12 protein-coding genes are annotated in these 21640 nt (G+C 42.6%); 2 read left to right on the forward strand and 10 right to left on the reverse strand.

All coding sequences use genetic code 11. The features are described from left to right. Position 1 precedes the first annotated feature (1 nt). From FKN16_RS05645 to FKN16_RS05665, 5 genes are all read right to left on the reverse strand, one after another. Complete coding sequence (locus FKN16_RS05645) at positions 2-1297, reverse strand: ATP-binding protein (RefSeq protein WP_170902228.1); 1296 nt, start codon at positions 1295-1297, stop codon at positions 2-4. Beyond that, a complete protein-coding gene (locus FKN16_RS05650; protein WP_249370507.1) occupies positions 1294-3372 on the reverse strand; it encodes an N-6 DNA methylase in 2079 nt (692 codons plus the stop codon). Before FKN16_RS05650 ends, FKN16_RS05645 begins: the two co-directional genes overlap by 4 nt. A gap of 182 nt (positions 3373-3554) precedes the next feature. Then, positions 3555-3728, reverse strand: a complete 174-nt coding sequence (locus FKN16_RS05655; RefSeq protein ID WP_025441604.1) for a helix-turn-helix domain-containing protein — start codon at positions 3726-3728, stop codon at positions 3555-3557. Positions 3729-4256: 528 nt separating this feature from the next. Continuing rightward, the gene (locus FKN16_RS05660) at positions 4257-6932 is read right to left on the reverse strand and encodes a DEAD/DEAH box helicase (protein ID WP_170902230.1); all 2676 of its coding nucleotides are present in this window, start codon (positions 6930-6932) and stop codon (positions 4257-4259) included. Further along, positions 6925-14469: a hypothetical protein gene (locus FKN16_RS05665; protein ID WP_170902232.1), complete on the reverse strand. Its 7545-nt coding sequence runs from the start codon at positions 14467-14469 to the stop codon at positions 6925-6927. The genes FKN16_RS05660 and FKN16_RS05665 overlap by 8 nt, the downstream gene beginning before the upstream one ends. An 881-nt stretch (positions 14470-15350) precedes the next feature. Here FKN16_RS05665 and FKN16_RS05670 point away from each other — a divergent pair. Both FKN16_RS05670 and FKN16_RS24490 read left to right on the forward strand, forming a co-directional pair. Then, positions 15351-15884, forward strand: coding sequence for a HEPN domain-containing protein (locus FKN16_RS05670; RefSeq protein WP_249370508.1), 534 nt, complete (start codon positions 15351-15353; stop codon positions 15882-15884). After that, positions 15868-16008, forward strand: a complete 141-nt coding sequence (locus FKN16_RS24490; protein ID WP_249370509.1) for a hypothetical protein — start codon at positions 15868-15870, stop codon at positions 16006-16008. Before FKN16_RS05670 ends, FKN16_RS24490 begins: the two co-directional genes overlap by 17 nt. A gap of 208 nt (positions 16009-16216) precedes the next feature. On the opposite strand, the gene FKN16_RS05675 is transcribed toward FKN16_RS24490, so the two are convergent. From FKN16_RS05675 to FKN16_RS24495, 5 genes are all read right to left on the reverse strand, one after another. Next, positions 16217-16684, reverse strand: a complete 468-nt coding sequence (locus tag FKN16_RS05675) for a hypothetical protein (protein WP_249370510.1) — start codon at positions 16682-16684, stop codon at positions 16217-16219. A gap of 51 nt (positions 16685-16735) precedes the next feature. Further along, positions 16736-17575 (reverse strand): HNH endonuclease signature motif containing protein, encoded by an 840-nt coding sequence (locus FKN16_RS05680; RefSeq protein WP_170902234.1) that lies wholly within the window; start codon positions 17573-17575, stop codon positions 16736-16738. Positions 17576-17711: 136 nt separating this feature from the next. Then, complete coding sequence (locus FKN16_RS05685) at positions 17712-18044, reverse strand: hypothetical protein (protein WP_025441597.1); 333 nt, start codon at positions 18042-18044, stop codon at positions 17712-17714. A gap of 67 nt (positions 18045-18111) precedes the next feature. Further along, entirely contained in the window at positions 18112-19284 is a 1173-nt protein-coding gene (locus FKN16_RS05690) for an McrC family protein (RefSeq protein ID WP_249370511.1), read from the reverse strand. 169 nt (positions 19285-19453) lie between these two features. Further along, positions 19454-21559, reverse strand: coding sequence for an AAA family ATPase (locus tag FKN16_RS24495; protein ID WP_249370512.1), 2106 nt, complete (start codon positions 21557-21559; stop codon positions 19454-19456). Positions 21560-21640 lie beyond the last annotated feature (81 nt).

The raw sequence follows: 21640 nt of genomic DNA on the forward strand, positions 1-21640 counted from the left end.
GTTATTCCAACACTCCGGCCGCAAATAGGGTTCCTAAATCCACTTCTCCCTTCCATGTTTTTAGGCGGGGGTGTTCATGACCTTTTAATACTCCTGTTGCGCCGTCTTGGTTAAAGCGCAAGGTGATGATTTGCTCTATATCGGTATTGGCGAGCACCACAGGCGAGTGCGTTGATAGCCACAATTGGGTATCAGAGGTGAGTTTTAACGCTTCTAACACCGCATCGATTGCCTTAGGGTGAATACCGTTTTCAGGCTCTTCTAAGGTGATAATCTTGGGTGCGTTTTGCAAATACGGAATAATAGTCAACGCTAAGATATGCAGAGTACCGTGCGACAAGCCGCTCGAAGGCACAGCCATGCCGTTGCTATAGGTCACTTCTAAGTAACAAAAGCTATCATCAATACGCTGCTTGGCTTCAATTTTGGCAATAGAGGGCAGCGCCATTTTCACCAACTCTAGCCATTCGTTTAAGCCTTCGGGATCGCGCTGCTGCAAGGCATCTACTTGCCAAGGCAAACTGCTACCATCTGCTTTAAAAGTATTTTTATCTCTTGGCGAAGCCGCCAAACGCATTGCAGGCCACTGTGGTTCGTAACAATGTGAGCCTTGGATAAGAAACTCTTGTAGCCATAGCGCTGCGGGGTATAAATCATGGTCAGCAGGTAGAGCGGCTAAAGCCAATTGGTTATCTCTTAAGCCAAATTCAAGGATTGATGATTTACCAGCCTGATACTCTGCCTGGTACTTAACCTTGGTACCTAAACTGCGTGATAACACCTTAAACCAAGGTGCACTACGCTTGAAGTCGTTTACACCAACAAGCCCAACGCCATGCTCTGGACGCAATTTATTGTCAGGAAAGAGGATTAAGTGCTCTTCTGTAACTTGAAATTTATCCTGGTTAATTCTGAACGATATTTCGTATCGCGCGGTATCGGGTCTTAATTCAATCTTCTGGAATTTTTTCAGCCAAGCATCGCTAGCGTCCCTTAACAACTCTTCAATAATTGAAGGCGGTAAGCGTACTTCCAGTGCCAAAATAAAGTACTCGCCTCGTAGCTGATGAACGACTTCTTTGGCTGCTTCTGCGCGTGCTCGCTCTCTACCATTGGTAGGTTTAAAGAACGCATCGTTTATATCCGACACATTCAGTAAATCACCAAATAAAGCTGGGATATCAAGTAGCGTTGTTTTACCTGAACCATTAGAGCCTGCAAATACGTGCTGCTGCTCAAGTGCGAGATCCAAGGTGTTAAAGCAGCGGTATTTGTAGGCCTCTATTCTTGAGATCATACCGATGGCTCCGGGTTGTTAGCGCGAAATTCTTTCCAGGCTTTGGCAATTTTTGGCAGATCATCATCTAAAATTTTGCTGCGACGCTTAAGCTTGCGCACCACATTCTGGCCGTTGATACGAATACGCTCTTCGACTTCTTCTTCAATGACTTTTTCTTCACCGTCTGGGTGACGTTCGTACAGCGTATTACCACGACGGTCGAAGCCTACCTTCTCTGCTACCGCCATAAATACTGGGTATTCTGGTTCACCACCGATGGCAATAGCATCTTTTTCAGTATCGGTTTTCTTTTTCAAGAACAGCAGGCTAGTTAAGATGTTTACGTTAGCTTCAACAATAAATGACTCTACCGGTAAGTCGACGCAACCAAGCACCCAGCACTCTTGCATCAGCCACCAGCGAATGTATTCGTCACCTGGATTACCCAAAATACCGTCTGGTAATACGATACCCATACGGCCGCCTTGCTTAAGCCACTGCACGCAACGCTCAATAAACAAAATTTCAGGAGATACAGCATCTTTACGACGCTCTGTTTTTCTAAAGCCGCCGTTTTCCGTGCGCTCCCAAACATAGGCAAGGTCGTATTGCTCTAGAATCTGCTTGTCGGTAACGGGGATGTCGGAACCAAACGGTGGGTTGGTCAAGATCACATCAACACTACCGTCTTTACCACTGGAATCACCAACAGGAATCATTTTCTTGGCAGGATCTACACCTTTTAAATGTCCGTGAGGGTATTCCAATGAGTTCATGTGGTAGATGTTAGCCATGGCATTACTTGCCATCACTACATTCATTTGCGAGGCACGACACAAGAAGGGGTCAAAGTCACAGCCAAACAAATTATTTTCGGCAAACTCTTTAATTTGTTGCTGAATAGAAATGAATTCTTCTGTGGTTTCAGCGGCTAAACTAATGGCTTCTTTTTCTCTTAATTGCTTGTTAATAAAGCTTAAAGTTTGTTCGAGGAAACCACCCGTGCCGCATGATGGGTCCAACACTTTTTCATCTGGTTGCGGTGCCATCATTTCAACAATCAGTTTGATCGCGCCACGAGGTGTGAAGTACTGACCTCGATCACCACGTAGGTTATCACCAACCACTTCTTGATAGGCGGCTCCTTTAGCATCCATCTCTGTGCGAGTAAAATCGTACTTAGCCAGTTCAGACACCATGAATGCCAAAGCACGGTCTGACAAAGTAATTTCTTCATTACCTGCAAAGATTTCTGGATAGGCTTTTTTAACCTTTTCAAATAGAGGGTTAATACGCGCTCTGATCTTCTTGCGACCTTCGTCGTCGAACTGCTCAGTCGGTGATGCCCAAAACTCGCGATCTCGATTGCCGATACGCTCATCGTACATTTTTGAGAAGATGAGATATAAGAACTGCCAGAATGCCGCATCTTTAGGCATCCCTTCGTTACCATGAATAAAGTTGTGACAGCGACGGAACGCAGTGAGTAGCATCTCACGGTCAGCGGTTCTAAGCTGTGCGTTGGACGCAACATCTCGGCTGCCCAAAGTTTCATCTGCTAATGGCCAATCGCCAACTGCGTTGAATTTGGTATCGAAGCGAGATTCTTCTTTTTCCACAAAGAAAAATTCGATGCCGTTGGTCCACAACCCCCACTGGCAATTTTCTAGAAGATATTTATCACCAACCTGTTCGCGCATCATGTCTTCCATCAACTGAAGATCTTTATGAGCTTGGTCGTGATCACGCATTTTTACTGTGGATTTTTTGCCTTTTTTCGGCTCTTTATCACAGATAACAATACGGCGAATATTTTTAGGTAAATGCTCAGCACCGTGCTCAAAGATGGCGATATCAATTTTTTTGCGCTTACTACCTACCTTTATCGGCACATCAAGCTCCATATCTTCAGCACTGATGCCGTATTCGTGGAACAAGGCCCGTAAGGTTTTTTGACGAACTAATTCTTTAGGCGTTTCTTTGATTGGATTATTCGTTAAGTAATCCAGCATCATGCCGTCTTCGATGGCGAGTACGTCTTGTTGGTTCGAATCTTGAGTAGTTATCATTGTCTTCTCGGTATCTGTGTTCATTGGCCAGCTTCTAACACTAGCTAATCTTAGTCTTCAATATTCAAACTTTGCTATGCATTCTGATAACGTGATCTTGAAGCTGTTTGATAGTTTTTAACTACGCAGAAATTTGAAATATACGGCTTGCATCTTTCAAAATATGCCCACATTAAAAACTCTTTATATTGGCTTAGGAAAAAGTATTAACCTTCCTTTTGCTCTTCAATCCATTTATCGAGATCATCTCTTTTGAATCTCCATGAACCACCAACTTTAAATCCTGGAAGCTTGCCTTCACTTGCAAGTCTATATGCTGTTTTCTCAGCAAGCTTCAGGTAAGCAGCAACCTCTTTCAAGGTCAAAATTTGATCTGTCATTTCAGTACAATAGCTCTCGGTAGTTCTTGCAGGCAAATCTGATAATGAGAGAATAAGCGAAAATTGGGGAGTCAACAATGTCTGACTTGGCTTTATGCGATTGGACGCTTAATCTATGTCCAAATCACTATATTTTTAAGGTCATCAGCCTATGCCAACGCAGTTCAATCGCCGACGCTAAATCAATGTTACTTGTCAAAATAACCGCTAAGAATTTTCTGAGTCTCACTACTAACAAATCGCTCGTTGATAATAGTAATATAATGCTCAGCCACAGTGCGTTCCTCACGGTATGCCATCTCGAGGATCATGCACACTTGTTTATTGTTCTAGAGAGGTAAGAAGTTCTTATCGTTTAATAACGAGTTCCTTTGTCATAGCACAAATCAGAAATCGTCTTTTGTATCCTCTTTGAAGGCGACCATGACGAAATGGTATACGCGGGTTTCACGCAACAGTCATTCCACTGTTAAACATAAATTGCGTTGAAATACAGGGACAGAATAAAGTGGTCTAGCTCTCTAATACCTAGACTTTATAGAAAGCAGTCAAAGGCTCTAATGTAGGTAACTTGTAAGGTAGCCCGAGGCTCAATACTTGTTCAGATAAAAAATCCTTAGCCACTTCAAGAATAGACAACAAATCATTAGGCTCTCTTAGCACATCTGCTGGTGCATTGTTTTTAATCATCTCATTTAACAAATGAATTAACTCTTCGTCTTTTACAACATTACAATGCATATCCAAATCAACAGCTATACCAACTATGCTGCTTTTAACTGACGCGTCTGTCCCCGTAATTTGATCCTGAATTTTAAACACAATCATATCGCTAGATATATTTTCGACGTAGGCAAAGCTTCCCGTAATCTGTTCACCTTGATTGATTGCTTTCGACAACATAGGATGACCGAAGCCCATAATATCGACTTGGGAGTCTACTTGCTTAGCTTTACGGTCAAAATAGATACGTTCATATGCTCGTTTCGTTCTAAATTCACCAAGCCAGCTAACTGGCGTCAGAAATGACATTCCCCCAGATTCGTCAAACTTGTAACGCCTTTGATTCAAGGCCAACATTTGAGTAAAGAAAGGTTTCAAGTCAGCAAGATCCAAGCGTGGAACATCATCTAAATCCTGATAATCAAATCTTTCAGCGCGACCCGTCAAATCCTGCACTTTTTGTACGATAGACTCTCCACCAAACGTTTTTGTTTTATAGTCGAACCAGGAAGAAAGCGAGTCTTCCTTGTCTCGCATTAATGCTTCTGCAAACAGCTCATTAAAGAGAGAGGTGTCAGCCATACCTAAGATAAGCTCCATTAGGTTTTCTGGCTCATCCATGGCTCCAACTACAGAACGCATGATAAGATCAATCTTCGAGTTGAGTAAATCCCATATGCGGGACTCTACAGTGTCCGGGTTTCGCAACGTGATTACTTCTACGGGCATTTGCTGTCCATAACGGTTCAAACGTCCTACACGTTGATGGAGCCTCATGGGGTTCCAAGGAAGATCTACGTGAATCATAGAGAAGCAGTTCTTTTGAAGATCAATACCCTCTCCACCAGCTTCAGTAGATATAATGAAACGTACTTTACCTTCGTTAAACATTTTGGCCGCGGTATAACGGTCTGTGTTGTAATCGGCATATTCTCCTAGCTGACTTGCCACGTTATACAACTTGTTTTCGCCGTTTATAAAGGTAACACAACCATCCCCATATTTTTTATTCAGTGCACCCATTAAGAGAGCCTGTGTTGCTTTGTATTCAGTAAAGAACACTACCGTTCTATCTTTGAACTCTGTCTCTAGAATATCCATGATGGTCGTGATTCGAGTTTCAAATTTGACATTTTGACATGCTTCCAGCAATTCTTTGATACGCGGAAGCTCATCATTCATCAACTGCACACGGGTCGATGTTTCAACAAACTCAACTTCCAACCGAGCAAGCTCATCAGCAAAACTAGGATTGGCTGCCCCCAAATCATCCACCTCGAGCTGTTCAAGCAATTCACTTTGTAACAGCTCGATATCTTCCAGTCGCTTCTGCCCTTGTTTTTGCTTCTCTATTCGCCCTTTCAATGCACGCTCGATAGCTGCAACTGAGCTCGAAGCCAACTTTTGCATTGCAGTCAGTACTAGCTTTACCGCCCTTTGATCTCGTGAGTTCAATGATGATGCATATGCCTGACCAGAGATAATGAATTTAGTAAGGAGATCGTAGAACCTCTGCTCTTGCTCACTGTAGGCATAAGTTCGCGATGAAACACTAAGAGGCTTGAATAGTCGCTCGCCATTCATATCCGTGACTGACTGCTTGTTATTGCGGATTAATACATCTGTAACGAATGGTCGCATTTCTTTCTCAGACATTTTCTTAACGTTGAAAAGATCTGGTCTTAGCAATTGAAGGAGAGAGAAAAAACCATATTCCTTACCTCTGTGGGGGGTAGCGGTAAAGAACAGCTTTGATTCAAACTTGCCATTATCAACAAGGCTCTGGAGCAACCTAAAACCCTGTGTTCCGCCTTTGTCTTCAGTAGAATTAAGATGATGCGCTTCATCCACGATGAGCATATCCCAAGGTTCTGCATTTAGCATGCGCTCTAACCGACCATTCTTGTTATTTCTCAATGTTGGTAGAGAGGCCACAACCATATTGTTAGCCCCCCAATAATCCACTCGATCAGTGTCATTTTCCGGTGAGTACATACTGAGCCTAATATCAAACATTTCTAGCATCCGTTGATGCCACTGCTCAACCAAGGGGGCCGGGGTCACTATGAGTAAACGCTTGACTCTTTTTCTTTCAATCAGAGGCCATAAGATTAATCCAGCTTCTACCGTTTTTCCCAATCCAACATCATCTGCAATTAGCTGATTGGTTGGCCACTGTCTTAACACTCGATGACATACCCAAAGCTGGTGAGGCAACAAATTAATGTTTGATTTCGAGAATACACTCCAACTTTCATTGATACTCTTCAATGAACTCGCTAATGACTTCAAAGCCAATTCCGTGGCCTTCACTGCGTTTCCAGACTGAATGTCTGACCTTAGATCAGCAACTGGCTCAAGCTCACTGTTTAGGCATTCTTCAAACCCGTGTTCAAATCTAACAAGTGACGTCTCTGGTTTTACAAATTCAACCGTACCTAATCCAAACTTGGGATGATTAACGCGAACAACATTATCCATGTTCTACCTCAGCTAAATCTAACGGTTCAAAGTCAAAACAGCGTCTAAACGCTTGTCGGTCTTCTAACAGTACCCTAAATGGAATATCAAAACTCATTCCAAAGTGGCAGTCACCTTCATTGAGTATTTCTGAGAAAAAACTATGGGCACGTTCTGAGTTAACAGGATTGGCTTGTATATCCAAGTTAGCTCCAATTTTGTTAAGCAAACTTCTAAGCCTCAATGGTAAAACAAACGCAAACTTGTGAATCGCAGCGCTGAGTTCAGGCTCAATAACATGGTGTCTGGTGAGCTCTCTCAATATAAAGTTAATCCCAATTCCTAGAGTTCCCTTGAGCTCTGTGATATCAATACCAGACCCAGATAACAAGTTTGAACTATTCGGTTGCAGTAGGTCATTTAGATTATTGATGAACGTTGCATTCCTAAACAGATCAACATAGTCAGCTAGCTTTGTAGCAAAACGGTACAAAGGCAGAATCTGTATCCATACTCTATAGCGTTCATTTACCTTTGCGGTTTGAAGATACTCTTCCATCAATTGAGTCCAACACTCTGGTTTGGGCCCACCATTTTCAGCAAGTCGATCCCACCAACCATTATTTTCAAACCATTCAACGACATTTCTATTTGCTGCGTCGTGGGAATAAGCCAAGGTTTGGCAACAGCCTAAGTAGAATAGTTTTAGCCAACCTTTTCGAGTTTCGGTCTGTTCTAAACCAAAGTCCTCCGCCATTAATGTCCAAGGCATAGGTTGGGCGTAAAGCAATTTATCGTGGTCGGTTAAATGATCGTCCTTTGTTTCGTTCCACCATTCCACAATGTTCTCTAAGATGGTGTCACTATCACTGACATTAGGAATAAATTCTTTCTGAGCATTTCTGACATGTCGCGCCTTATCTTCTTCAGAGTCGATCCAGAGTCGAATAAACCGAGATTGCTTATCTATGTCCCATTGCCACTGGTCGAGCATCTTCGGGTCAAAAATACCTTCTCGCAAAAAAGTTGGATGGTTCTGTCTAAGCTTACCGAGTAAAGTAGTTATATTCGACCCATCAACCATATAAGAACACAAACCATCTTGCTTCCCACCTTTCGTTTTGTCATCACTTTCAATCTGATGGGCCCAAGTAAAGGGGTCAAAGTCGGATTCAGTGCGCACTAGGTTGACAAGGTTGACACCATCACTGTCGTACTGCTCACTCAACATTGAGGTTAATGGCGCAAAACGGCTAAGAAAACCATATTCGGTAACGCCCTTAGCAAGTAACTTGTTTGCCGATATATATACACCACTTTGATTAAGGAAACGCATTTTCGCGAGAAGTTCCTCTAATTCACGCTTTTCCATGACGGTGACATTCGATTTCGAGATGCGCTCATCAAAGTCGCCTTCAAACAAACGACTATAATAAGAGGCCTTCTGAGGTGGCACGTCGTAATTCGGGAGGTCATCTTTAATGAGTTCAATCAGATCTAATTTCTGAAGAGCTCCACTTAATGGTGAAAAATCCATTAGCTCTAGCACTTCAAAGATTTCATTTGCGACAATTCGATTTTGCTCAGATAACCTTGATAAGCGCTCATGTCCGTTTAAAGAAGAGAAAACAGCACTAAGCAATCGACCAGCTCCAATTTCGACACTTTGTAGATTGATAAGTTTGTTTTCTTCACCGACTAGTTTGGTAGGAAGAACCGGGTTGCGTTTATAGAAATCAAGAAGGCCATTTGAACAAGTAAACATACTCTTTATCAATTCAGCTTTCGAACCATCATCGCCTAATCGATTTGGCCATTGTGTGGTCATTACGTTCCAAACCGAACGCCAAAATCCGGTAAACGTCGCTTTTTGACCAAGGCCCAACTCTTCTGCAAACTCATTCCAGTACCGACTGGACCGCTGATACATTCCCTCGAACACAACCGCAAGCTCCAGGCCAAGCTGTTTAGCCAAAGCGATGTTGTCATCATTATCAACCGCTAACTGAGAACGGCCTATATCGACCGAAAATTGTGCGTTAATACAGAAACCTAGCTTAAGCTCTTCATCAATAGGGTTAAGCACCCAGAAACTACTCAGCTTCTTACGGTCTTCAAGTGACACCACGCCACTATTATCTAGCGCAAATATAAACTGACCAGAAACCGTCGTCACCGCAAGAACTTTACTGCTTCGCAGACTCACTTCATTTTCAATGGACTTATTCGTCGGCAACTTGACATCACCTACCGTTAAACTCGGCAGACTACTTAGTGTTTCCCCGGCCCATTCAAAGCGCTTACCGTTGATATTGATTTGGCGGATATGGCGAGAAAAAACCGTTAACAGACCCGCGCTACTCTCAAAGCGTCTTAGAACCGATACTAACTGTTCTGCTGGTAGTTTACAGTTTGGCAGTTGAATCAAGGTAGGAGCTTGGTTATTAATTGCTCGCCTTTCCGTGACTTCAGTCAACGAAGCCATCAATGTTTTTTCTAGTATTTTTGGTAGTACTCCAGCTTGAATTTCAGCACAAATATCACCACTGACGATACGTGGCGTGTCTGAAAGTAATAATGAACTTTTGAAACCTAAGCCAAACTTACCTGTTTTACCTTCAGCCTTGTCAGAAACATTAAGGCTCACCATCTTCTCTAAATCACGTTCAAACCTATTTTTACCAGCAGCATAACTACTCGAACAGTAGTTCACTTCCCGTCCCCAGTGACAAAAATTCAACTCGTCACCATTTTCCAGGTTAACGTCAAACCTTGGTATTATTTCTGCCGAGCCTTTCGTCATATCCGCAAGCTCACTCAACGCATCATCAGCATTTTGCAACAACTCAAAAGGAACACTATTCGATGAGTACTGGAAATGTTTGCTGATCTCTTTGCGTACCGCATTGAGCACTAAGGTTTGGACTTTAGTGTTACTTTCCATCACCTTTTGTATCTTCGCTAACACGGCTGATAGCTTGGTTCGGTCTTGCTGAGCAGATGGGTCCGCTTTCGCAAGCACTCTAGTCTCCCTGTTATACTCAAGCAACAGTTCCGACAAACCTTCTTCCCTTACTTGCAAACGTTCCAATAAAGGCACCAAGTTGTTGAGAATGATTTGACGCGCCACTTGAATGTCAGTTTGCTCTGAATGACCAAAACTCTTAAGAAACTCATTTTCAAAGCGCAACGAAGCACCAAACACTTCCTGAAATAGGTCCTCTACACCTTTCGCTAACAGACGAATCAAACGCTCTTTATCAGTATTTTTCGCATCAACTTTTCTTAGTTCAACGCGTTTAAGCTTGGAGTTAGATTTTTGATGAATTAATAGTGAGCTTGGTGTGCCAATCAGCTCTACCTCGACTCGCTGACCAAAGATAGACGTCATGAAAGTGGCGTTTTCAGCGCATATCGACAATTCAAAATCGACACTTTTATATAAGGTAGTAAAAGGTTGACCAGAATAAGGCCCCCTCCCCCGGCTAATTGGGTCCCACTTACTCTGATATATTTTTCGAATTGATTCTAAGCTGTTATTAACAAGATAGCACTTCGCTAAACTCTCAACGCTATCTTGTTTGCTGAACGGCGTCATGAATGTCGCAATAGCATCCCTTGGTACTCGCCTTTCCCACTCCTCGAAGTAGCTTTTCAGTACTTCTGCATTGTTGCCATGTTCAACAATGTTGGTGGACTTAGAGGAAGAGTCCTGCGCAAATGACTTGCTGCAATAGAATTCAATGACTTGGTATTCACCCGAATCAATAAGATATTTTGGAGCAACTTGAGGGACATCAAACACTAATTGAGTCCCGCTAACATATTCTCCTAGTTGACTTCTCAATCGCACATCTGGCAGCAACTCGACACCGCCTTCCGCTTTACATAATGCACTGAGCAATTGCACCCTTAGTTCGGTAGCAAAGTCGTTTTGAGTAAGGTCAGCAGTTTGTTCTAATGAAGCAAACAACAGCGTCGCATCGACATCAGTGCATAACATTTGTTGTTTATTGTCTACCTCAAGAAGATATTTGGAATCAAACAGCTCAGAAAGAAGCTGCCAACCCACAAAATGATCCCTCAGGTAAGGAATACAACACGCTTGTGCAACTACAGTTTCTGTTACTGACTCCAACTGGCCCAATGCATACTCGCGTTTTTTCGCTGCTTCAGAAACCAATCGTGTCCCCACTTTGACTTTACTGCTCACAATCCAACGCTCTAACTCAGCCCTAGCCTCCTTGTTCTGAAACAGTGCCCCAGACAACTGTGAAAGATGATACAGACTAGTATCAGAATCGCGGCACAATTTAGCTGCCGCAGGTAGGTCGCTCAATCCAAACTTCAATATCTGGTTTGGCGCAACACATTGACTTGAATTCTCGAGAGTTAGCCATGGTATCTCCTCTATTTTACTGCGTCGATCAACGGACAAGTCCATTTCTTCAGATCGAATAATGCACAACTGCTCGATAATAAACGACGCGAAGTTCGCAGGCTTTTCTTGCATCAATGCAATATCTAACAGTTCAACGGGCAAACCGTTATTGACCCACTTTTGCTGGCATGCCGCGACTTCACTGGACTCAGAACGCTGAATAATTGTCACGTTTAAGTCGGATGGTATGTTAGAGATCCCTTCCATGAAACAATCGGTGGTAATCGCTACTCGATCCCTCGTACTAGTGATGTGAATAGGCATCGCCTGCCACAATTCTCTTTGACCTTCTGTCCCAATATCAGCCAAGAGAGTTTCTAACTCCCAATGCTCAAATATAGAGAAGTCACAAGTTGGCATCATTGAGCTATACACTTCCATGATGCCCTGGTAAGACTGCTCTTTTACACCAATAAACTCTTCATGCTGATTTCTTAGTGCCTGTTCAAACTCAGGGTCCAGTTGGCACCAAGCAGGAAGTTCATCCATTTGGCACATTTGCCATAGTTTCATCCAGACAGCTTTTGTGGATTTGTTTCTTTTCCACAAAGGATGTTCTAGATCGTCCTCTCGACTACCATGAACCAAGTACCGTAAACCTCGCTTTTCATCCAAAGACTCAAACTCATTAGACAGTACTTTGAGTAATGCTAAACGGCCTGCTTTGGAGCCAAGAGCAGGGTACGTTGCAAGCAGATATAAACAATTAGCTTCTGTACACCCACCAACCCCTTGCAACGCTTCTGGCATGTCTACAAGCTTTGGGGTTATAAAACAAAGTTCAATATCTGGCACCGCTAACGCCAATTCTTTAGCGAACCCCATACCAAAACCACGAGGTCCTTCCTTAACGAACAACTGACGCTTACTTTTTAAGTCCAACAGTTCATTAAGAGATCGATATTTCGTTTTTTGAGTCGCGCCAATTGAATCGACCTTGAACAACTTTAAGTGACTACAGCGCTGGAAAAACGTTGAAATATCAATTTCAACGTTCGACCTAGCCGATGTAATAACAAATTCGATCATCTTATCGCAAGACGAAGACTGCTCTTTGCTGAAGTTAGATTGGTGTTGATTGATAAAGCTATCTATACAGGTCAGTAGGGATAACAACTCATCTTGCGAGAGTAATGCATATTCCCCGACACGCTCTCTGGCAATAAACTTTGGAACCAATAGATTCTGAGTGTTAAGTTGTGAGATCTGTTCCCAAAGTTCTTGATCATCTTTTTCAATCGGTACAACCACAGATTTATCGGTGCTCACATTGGCAAACAGTGTAGCTACGAGCCCTTTGTTAACCGAAAGCTCCATCAATTTTTGCTGAACCAAAGAGTTTTTGAACAAAGGCAGCAACAAATTGTTCAGCTCATCCTCTGAAATCTCAGATCTAGTTACCTCAAAAAACTGATTTAAATATTCGATGTAGATTGATTTACCAAAAACATGGCTAATATCGCCATCTAGCACCTCAGCCACCAGAGAAGGAGTCCAGTTAGTTTCGGTATTTTGCGACGTTAAAAACTCATAACCACATCTTTGATACAGAGATTTACTCCCTGATAGCTCTTTAAGTTTTGGTAAAGTAGACCAAATACGTGATTGATCATTGTTGAGTGGCTTAGGTATCGGTAAACAATATGTTGACGAGTCCAATAACTTCCATGAAGTGCGATCTTCATCCACATCGACTAGCCAATTATAGAGTTTTACCACTTCTCGCTTATACTCTTCTTTCTGTGAAAGCAGCTGATGCAATGCGCGCGTGAGTGTAGACATGGCTTTTTGGGACATACTAAATTGGCGGCAGAATGCATCTAATGCTCTTAGTACCAAATTAAACGTCCCCTCACTCGCTAGAATGACATTCCATACTTGACGAAGACGTTTTTCATCGTTTTCGACGCCATCAAGTGAGATAACCTGACCTAATTGCTCATGACCGTGTAAGCCTTTTCGACCGGCATCGACAAAGAAGTAACCATGTAGATACAGATTGTAATCATGGTCGCCTTCAATAGGTATCGACACAAGTTCATCTGTATTCGCAAGAGGAAGAAATACTGCCCAGTTTGCTCGTAAATACGCTTGTCCATTGGTTTTAAAGCGAGAGAAGGTTACCGCAGCATGCTGCTCTGCTTTATCCAGAGCCTCTATTGGCTCTTGAGCATTCTTATCAAACTGATAGCTTTTCGGCCAACCCATTTCTGCCGTTTTAAGTGTCTTTAATCGCGAATCGGAAATTATCTGCTCACATCCAGCGTATTCAAGAATACGACTACTCTCTTGTACTTTTGCGCGTATTTTTCCGCTAAATGTAGCACTAACCATGCCATTGGAAAGTCTAACATCACCATTAAATGCGCTTCGACTCGACTCAGGAGTTAAAGTAATGTGAGTCATATTTTCAAACTGGCCGTGTAAGGCTTCTTTGTAGAAAACAATATCGTTGAGATGCTTTAACTGGGGCAAGATTTCAGATGTTTTTTCTGCTAAATGCTGCTCTGAGAAAAAATCTGGCAAAGAATGACCATTACTGACATTGTTAACGATCATATTATTATTTTTAGCTTCAACAAGAGCTTGAGTTCTAAGGGGAACCCATACAATAAACCATGGTTTATCTCGCTCTCCAAGCAAAGGGGTTAAACGCTTTTCAATAAGTTGTTTGTCCGAATGTGTGAATTCGTTCCATTTAGGGCGATATTTATCCCAAGGGTTAAAGACATCAGCTGCCCAAGGCTGTTTTTGCCACGGCTCCGACATAAAGAAAAAGGCTTCACCTAAGTGAAACAAGCTTTTCATGCCTAGTCCAAATTTCCCGATCGACGTTTTTGAAGATGCTTTCGAGCTCTGTGCAATAGATAGGATAGCATCGCGATGCTCCTCTTCTAACGGTGCATCGTTAACAAAGAAAATAGCAGGTGCATTAAGCAATTCATTGTCGGCATCACCAAAGCCCTTGCTCCAGCCTATTGTGAGGGTACTGGCGCCAGCATCATCGGCATTTTGAATAATCTCTTTAAGTACTGGAAAACCATTGTCATAACGGTCAGTCAAATTATCTTTGATTTGGTTAATCACACCAATCGCATCTATTGAAGCACCTGCCATATTCAAAACTCGTTTATTTAAATCATTGAAGAACGTGCGGAGAAGCAGATAAAACCAACGAGAATTAGCTGTGTGCATATAGTCGTTCGGTAATTTACGCTAGCCTAACTTGTGGGGCAGTATTATCAATTTGCGCCACTGCACAATTGGATTATTATTTTAATTCAGAGCCTAGGCTAGAATCCCCAAAATTCCAAGGTTAAGGCTTTGAATGCGTAGAGATAACATGCTTCAGCTTCAATTTTGAAACATATACCTTACTTGGATAATCCGACATTGCGCCCGCAGGAAAAACTTTAATGAAGTATCAAGCCCGAGTTGATTTTGACCATAGCGAGTTAATAACTTCCGCCAGTTTGGCATCAGCCAAAATCAACTCGCTCTGATAGACGTTAAGCGGCGATTATTGTTGATTCCCGCACTATCCTTGTAAGCCCAAATAGACCATTGATGTCCTTTCAGGAACAGAGAGCCAATCGCTTAGCTTATTGTGCACCTGACCACGACACCAAACTCTTCACTTGCCTTATGTAACTGTTCGGTTTGCCTGGCAGTATGATGCCTGTTGGGATTACCTTGCGTCTTCACCAGTATGTGGATGACGTCGTGAGTCACTCGATCCGTTTTACTGCTTCGAGTCGCTGCAAACTTTCAGTTAACGTCTCTTCATTTATGGTTCGCTGCTCTTGTTCACTTAGTAATTGTTGGTAATCACCTTATTCCTTTTCACATGTCTTAACCGTTTGATGAACTGAGGTGTTCTAGCCGGCTAGAATTTCAACACTATCTTTGCCTTACAATCTTGCACTAAAGATCAAACAATGCGCAACAAGATGCTTATATACTGATAGAAGTATTTGCGTCTAATCTAGAGCCAAAAAATGAGAACCTACAAAGAACTAAAGCAACGCCAAAGAGCTGAACGCAATAGTTACCCTCAAAATCTTAGCCTTCGCGTTCACCGAGCTTTGAGCTGGCTGAATAAGTCGGAAGTTTGTGACGATGATGACTCTAAATTCATCTTTTTGTGGATCGCCTTCAATTCGGCTTATGCGCAAGAGTTTACTCAGCGACAACACTATGGCGAGCAAGGTCTTTATGGCAAATTCTTAGAAAAGCTCATCACTTGTGATCAGCGAGCGCAGTTACATGATTTAGTTTGGGATGAATACTCCAACACTATGCGAGTGATCTTGGATAATGAATTTATCCTCCAGGCATATTGGGATTATCATGCCGGTCGAATTACCGAAGACAGCTGGAAGAACGAACGCAGCAAAGCCAAAGCTGCCGCTAACAAAGCGCTGAGTCAAAACGATACGGCAAAAAGTGCTATCGATATTGTTTTCTCGCCTATACACTTTACGCAATCAGCTTATCCATGGCGGAGCTACTTACTTGAGCTCGGCAAATAGGCAGCAGCTCAAAGACTGCTGCGGTATTCTAGAAAAACTGGTTCCGAGTATTATTGAAATCATGATGGACTCTGCAGACCAGGTTTGGGGAGAAGCTGTTTATCCGCTTATCAACCAGAACTAGCTCTGTGGGCAGTTAAAGACCTTATTAATCACCACAGTTATATGGTGATGAAAGAGACTAACTCGTAACGGACTCATCAACCTGTGGGATAAACCCTGCGTTGATGATTTCAACCATACATTTGGGAGTTAGAACCGTAACATTCAAATCACCGCATATCTCTGTTCGAGCTCTATAACCATCTGGGCGCCATTCGTGCAGCTCACAGCTATTTTTCCCAAAAGAGCCAAGCCTTCCCTTCTAGCTCTATAAACACTCCATCAGGTAAATTCGCAAGCTTATCGGTATACGTAACTTTTTTACCTCCTCTTACAGCTCTATCTTGATGAAGGATTTTATCTATTTCATCCACTTTCAATTCACTTAGCTGAGCTGCATTCCTCGCTTGTTTAAACTCTTCAAATCTTTGCCTTCTGCACGTGGCGCAAGGTCTATGCCCTGCCGACAACCCCGTGGCCTCATCAAGAAAAAACAGTTCGGAGTAGCTATTTGGGCTAAAATCCTCACGCCTACGCTCTTTATAACTCAGTTCACAAAGCACCCAATTCTTATGCTTCCAAGGGCGTATAATTTCTTTCTTTTCATTATGAAGAATCCCTCTATTCCCAAGCCACGAACCTCGAGCATTATCAGTCAGTAGTTCACCACTTGGACTTACTCTATTTTGCAATGGCATCATCGGGCTCCTTAAATCTAAATTTGTTTAAATCGCTAGGTATTATCGATGTTACTTATCGTCTTCCGGTATAAATAGCTCATTGATAATAGAAATATAACGCTCAGCCACAGTGCCAACCTCACGGTATGCCATCTCAAGAATCATAGACACTTGCTCATTGTTCTCGAGAGGTACGTAGTTTTTCTCATCCATATAAGCTTCAATTGCCGCAATCTTGTCATCACTCCCCTCCAGGAATTCACGAAAGTCTTTGCTTGCCTTTGCGCTGTTGCATTCTTTGCAGCTCGGGACCAAGTTACCAAGCCGATGCTCTCCTAGATAAACCTTATTGATGGGGATTGCATGTTCTATAACCAGTTCCTTCACCTCACCACAATACGCACACTGATGATTAAAGTAAGCTTTGGTTGCAAACCAATCTTCTTCAGAAAACTGCTCTGTTCCAAGGTTACTAAGGATATTTCGCACTAATAGGTTTTGAGCATTGCCTATCGCATTACCGCGGTAGCGGCTATTGGCTCTGGCGGTTGGTGTTGATAGCTTTCGCGATGGTGTCGTTCTAAATTCGAGGAAGTCACTCTCTAGCTTAGATTCATCATACTCGACTCCAATGCGCTTCAGATATCTAGCAAAGTAAATGGCGTCTTTTTCATACCATTGGCTACATGCACGAACAGTTTGCCCGCGTACCAAGTAGGCTTTTGTCCAGTATCGTTTAGACAAATCCGAATGAAGATTGCTGATTGGTACCAAGAAAGGAAAGTTAATGTTAAAAGTACGCTTGGAGTAGTCGGTGTCACATAGTCGTTCGAATTCTTTGTGGCTTTGATGCTCACAATACTCCAAAACTTTTGGTAAAAGTAACTGTACTAGCTTGCCAATTTTCATAGTTGGTCCACTTCTTCTCAAACTGACGATATTAGTAAGTATATTGACAACTTACGCAGCGTCGAGAAGGAAGTTTAAGGGGAGCTGGAGCATACCTGTCCGAAACTGCCTGGTAACCTATCGAAGCGATGATTGGCTATAACACCAAGTACTCTAACAGTTCATCCAGCTCTTGTTGATTAGTCACCTTCGCCCTCATCACTGCAAGCCCTTTTTCTAAGCCTGGAGTTTGGTGCGTATTGCTATGTCGCCCTTCATCTTCTGAATACAACTTAATGTCCATCGTTGTACTCAATAGTTCTGGCTCATCCTCCGGAAGCCAGACTGATGCATATTCACCGCTAGCTGGGCTGTCTAACTGCAGAACAACACCATATTTTGTTGACATATGCCATGCCATCACTTTTTTAGTCTTGCGTGATGGCGGACCAAACTTCTCGGTTAACCCTTCAATTACTTCACTTCTCATTAAACTTCCTCATAACCGCCTATGCGATTAAATGTGTCGCGTAACTCAGAAAATGTCTGCTGGTGGCTTAGAGTTTCTCCAAACCAATAGTTGATATATCCAATGCTTCAGGCCACAAAACACGGCTCCCCTTTTCTTTTATTTCAAACGGAACAACCCAGAGTTTAAGACTCGTTGGTGCACCAGCTAAATCCGTGAAATCAAAAGGAACTTGAATTGCTTCTTCAAAATTGTCCTGCCTTGGGTATATCAAAAACATGTTGCCGGTACCATTAAGGTAGTTGTGACCATAAGCAAACATTTGATAAAAGTCAGCCTGAGACAGTCCATACTTATCTGAACCATTATCCAGCGCTTGATTCAGCAGCTTCCACTTAGTGTCTAATACTGCAATATTTTGTGTGGATTTTTGTACCATCAGGTCGGGTTTAAGTTGAAACCATTGACTTTCGCCGTGCATAACAAAATGCGTTTGTTTTGACTGAGTGCGCAACTGGTAACCGGGTAAACGTTGCTGCTCCAAAGTGATTGAAACAAAAGATTCGAATACTGCTTCCATTGGAAAGAGTAGCGATATTGCATCACTCGAACCATGCATAGATTGAGGTGATAAACCTCTTAGTATTAGCCCGGTCCAGTCAAGTGGCTCTCGATAGTAATCCATTCCCCTGTCGATCTGTAATCGTGAAAAATCAACCGAAGGGTCAGCACTTTTAGGTATATCCTGAAACACAAACAGCAGTTCTCGTGAAAGCTTTGCATTACGTGATGAACACGCAAACTTATCAACTACCTCTAACGCTGCGTGAATCAACCTGTTCGCAGGACGATCTTGCAAGAATTCGTCATACTCACAATAAAATTTATGCCTATTGATGAAGTTATGCCTAAGCTGTTTACCAGTATTCAACTTCCCCTTTAGAAAGGCCAAACTATCTTCGCATTTGACGTAATCACTGCGTAAGCCTCTTTTAACCAACCTATTCACAGACTCTAGAAACTGCCCAATAAAAACTTCCAGCAGAGGCATTCTCTGTTTTTCTATATTGGCATTGTTCGTTTGGATATGGCGAAACGTGCGAAGCGTTTTTAACATGACTAACAAGGTTCTACGAGAGTCTAGCTGTGCATCTTTCTCTGAAAGTTCAGAACTTTGGCCGACTTTAGGTAATATTTCTATTTGGGTACCATCAGGCGACATTATTACCCCTGCGTAATTTTGCACCTGAAGCACTTCCATGCCTTTGTGTCGGCGTAATCTAAGCAGTTGTCTCTCTTTAGTATCACTAAGACATAGTCTCTTAAGGTACTGATAACAACTATCCGATATATGCTCCACGCTAGATTGATTGATAGCTTCTGGAGCAGCCGATAAAAAACCATACTCAAATAAACAAACTGCTCGATTACTACTCCGCATCAGAGTTCGCTACCATTTGCTTTGAAGCCGTCAGCTTCGGGTCATATATGGCTTTGTATGTATCTGCTTCCTCCCAGAGAGAACCCTTCTCAAACGGGATAAGACTATAACGAATAGAATCTTCAGCGTAAGTATCCAAACCATGGCCGGTACCAAAAATGTCGTCATAACTTTCTCGAGACTCGCGAACTAACTTCATGCTGTCATCTTTCAGATTATCACCCAGTACCAAACGAATCTTATTCCAATCTTCGTAAAAGTATTCCTCTAGCAGAGGGATAATCTTTGTTCGAAAAGCCGCCTGGAGCAGATCAAATGCAACTTTTTCATCTGGTTCATTGTAAGCCGGGTAAAGAAATGCGTGACCAAGAGTGTGTTCACGGTCATAAAGCACCTCAATTCGCTTGTTCAGTGCATCAAGCAATTGAGTAAGGTCTATGCCTTTCACCTCATGGTTATTAAAAAGGTTGGGTTCTGGCATCATTTCGACAAAGTCGAATCTACGACGGAGCGCAGTATCCATCATCGCTAAAGAACGATCGGCGGTATTCATAGTGCCAATGATATAAAGGTTACTCGGTACCGTAAAAGGCTCATGCGAATGAGGCAATATCAGCTCTATCGACTCTTCTCCACCTGCTCTTTTAGAGGGCTCTATAAGTGTGATTAACTCACCAAATATCTTGGAAATATTGCCACGGTTGATCTCATCAATAACCAACACATGATTCTTAGCCACTTCCAATTCTTGTTTAGACTCATTTAGCAAGGCAGACAGCTTCTCTCTTGAAATGACCGAGTCCTTAAGGTTATAAAGCGTCATCTGCGATAATGCCGTTGAGAATAGCTCGTCGATTGGCCGAGGTTCATCACACGTCATCAACCATTTGACATCGCGCTTCTGAAAGTACCAATCTCGGTCATCTTTTATGCACTCATAAGCAGAGGTTATTTCTGCTATCGCCTTAAACTTGTGGTTACCATCAGATACGACGACTAAATCTCCCTCAGACATTTTGTTAACTAGCGTATTTACCGCAGTAACATTGTAATCTTGTGGTTTCAGCTCATAGCCAGCATCAAGAAACTTATCTTTTATTTTTCCTGTTGAATTACAGCCAGAAAAATCAATATTGCCACCATATCCGAGAAGAATGTAGTCATTCTCAAGACACTCGCTATAAACCATTTCCCCTTCATCTGTCTGTGTATTTCCCAAAGACATCTTCCAGATTTTTCTACCATCTAGAGAGTATGATGAGGAGCGTTCTATTTTACTCACGCGTTTGGATCGAGCACTATCTGCTAGCCGTCTGAATACTCCTGGCTCAACTTTATATTGAAGGTGCTCTCCGTCCGTTTCCGCTTTAAGCCCTTCTACAAATTCTTCATAGCCATAACTCTGATGGAATGTAACGAACCGAATACGCTTGTCATTTATCAGTTCATCATATTTGGCTTTGACTTCACTTCTAGATTCCCAAACAAAATCTGGCTCTGCGGCTTTCACCGCAGCCTCGATCGTATGATATGTTTTGCCTGTTCCAGGTGGGCCATAAAGGATCTGGTTTAGCGGACTGTGGCCATTAGATGTGCCCACCACAATTTTCTCTGTGCCGTTTTTACCTCCAACGTCATTAACGTCACTCTCTTGCCATCCAATCCCGTCAATCAACGCAAGGTGAACATTCATCGGATCACCAACAAGTCCGCTGAATAGATTAATCTCATGTAAGCGTGGAAGAAAGTCGGCCCAATATTTCTTGTAGTCATTACCAGGATTTCTAATCCCTAGTGCCTTTGATATTTTTTGAACTAGACCATCAGCCCCCGACACAAAGGTATCGGGACGAACTACCGCTAAAATTCGAGTAAAGAATACAAAAAGCTGAACAGTGCTGCCCGAATCCGAAATCCCTTGCTTATAAAGTTCAACCAAACGTTGAAATGTCTCATCATCAATCTTGCCTGTCCGAGGGATGGCTTCAAAAAACGGGTCAAGATGGACAAAACCTGAGGATAAGATCCCATTAACGTAACCACTCCCGCCGGGAGAACCAAAAAGATTCACGTCATACTCAGCATCATCTGCCATTCTCGTTCTTCGTCCAAGAATAACGCACCGCTCACCGTCTGATAGTTCGCTTAACTTACGTCGACTCCGAAATAATTGATT

Origin of the sequence: Vibrio sp. 11-4(1) (assembly GCF_013048625.1) — a bacterium.
In the GTDB taxonomy this organism is placed as follows: domain Bacteria; phylum Pseudomonadota; class Gammaproteobacteria; order Enterobacterales; family Vibrionaceae; genus Vibrio; species Vibrio diabolicus.

Bases quoted from the DNA above. Each gene is read 5' to 3' on its own strand.
- FKN16_RS05680 (WP_170902234.1), bottom strand. From the start codon at position 17,575: ATGAAAATTGGCAAGCTAGTACAGTTACTTTTACCAAAAGTTTTGGAG.
- FKN16_RS05685 (WP_025441597.1), bottom strand. From the start codon at position 18,044: ATGAGAAGTGAAGTAATTGAAGGGTTAACCGAGAAGTTTGGTCCGCCA.
- FKN16_RS05655 (WP_025441604.1), bottom strand. From the start codon at position 3,728: ATGACAGATCAAATTTTGACCTTGAAAGAGGTTGCTGCTTACCTGAAG.
- FKN16_RS05665 (WP_170902232.1), bottom strand. From the start codon at position 14,469: ATGGCAGGTGCTTCAATAGATGCGATTGGTGTGATTAACCAAATCAAA.
- FKN16_RS05670 (WP_249370508.1), top strand. From the start codon at position 15,351: ATGAGAACCTACAAAGAACTAAAGCAACGCCAAAGAGCTGAACGCAAT.
- FKN16_RS05660 (WP_170902230.1), bottom strand. From the start codon at position 6,932: ATGGATAATGTTGTTCGCGTTAATCATCCCAAGTTTGGATTAGGTACG.
- FKN16_RS24495 (WP_249370512.1), bottom strand. From the start codon at position 21,559: ATGGCAGATGATGCTGAGTATGACGTGAATCTTTTTGGTTCTCCCGGC.
- FKN16_RS05650 (WP_249370507.1), bottom strand. From the start codon at position 3,372: ATGAACACAGATACCGAGAAGACAATGATAACTACTCAAGATTCGAAC.
- FKN16_RS05645 (WP_170902228.1), bottom strand. From the start codon at position 1,297: ATGATCTCAAGAATAGAGGCCTACAAATACCGCTGCTTTAACACCTTG.
- FKN16_RS05675 (WP_249370510.1), bottom strand. From the start codon at position 16,684: ATGCCATTGCAAAATAGAGTAAGTCCAAGTGGTGAACTACTGACTGAT.
- FKN16_RS05690 (WP_249370511.1), bottom strand. From the start codon at position 19,284: ATGGAAGTGCTTCAGGTGCAAAATTACGCAGGGGTAATAATGTCGCCT.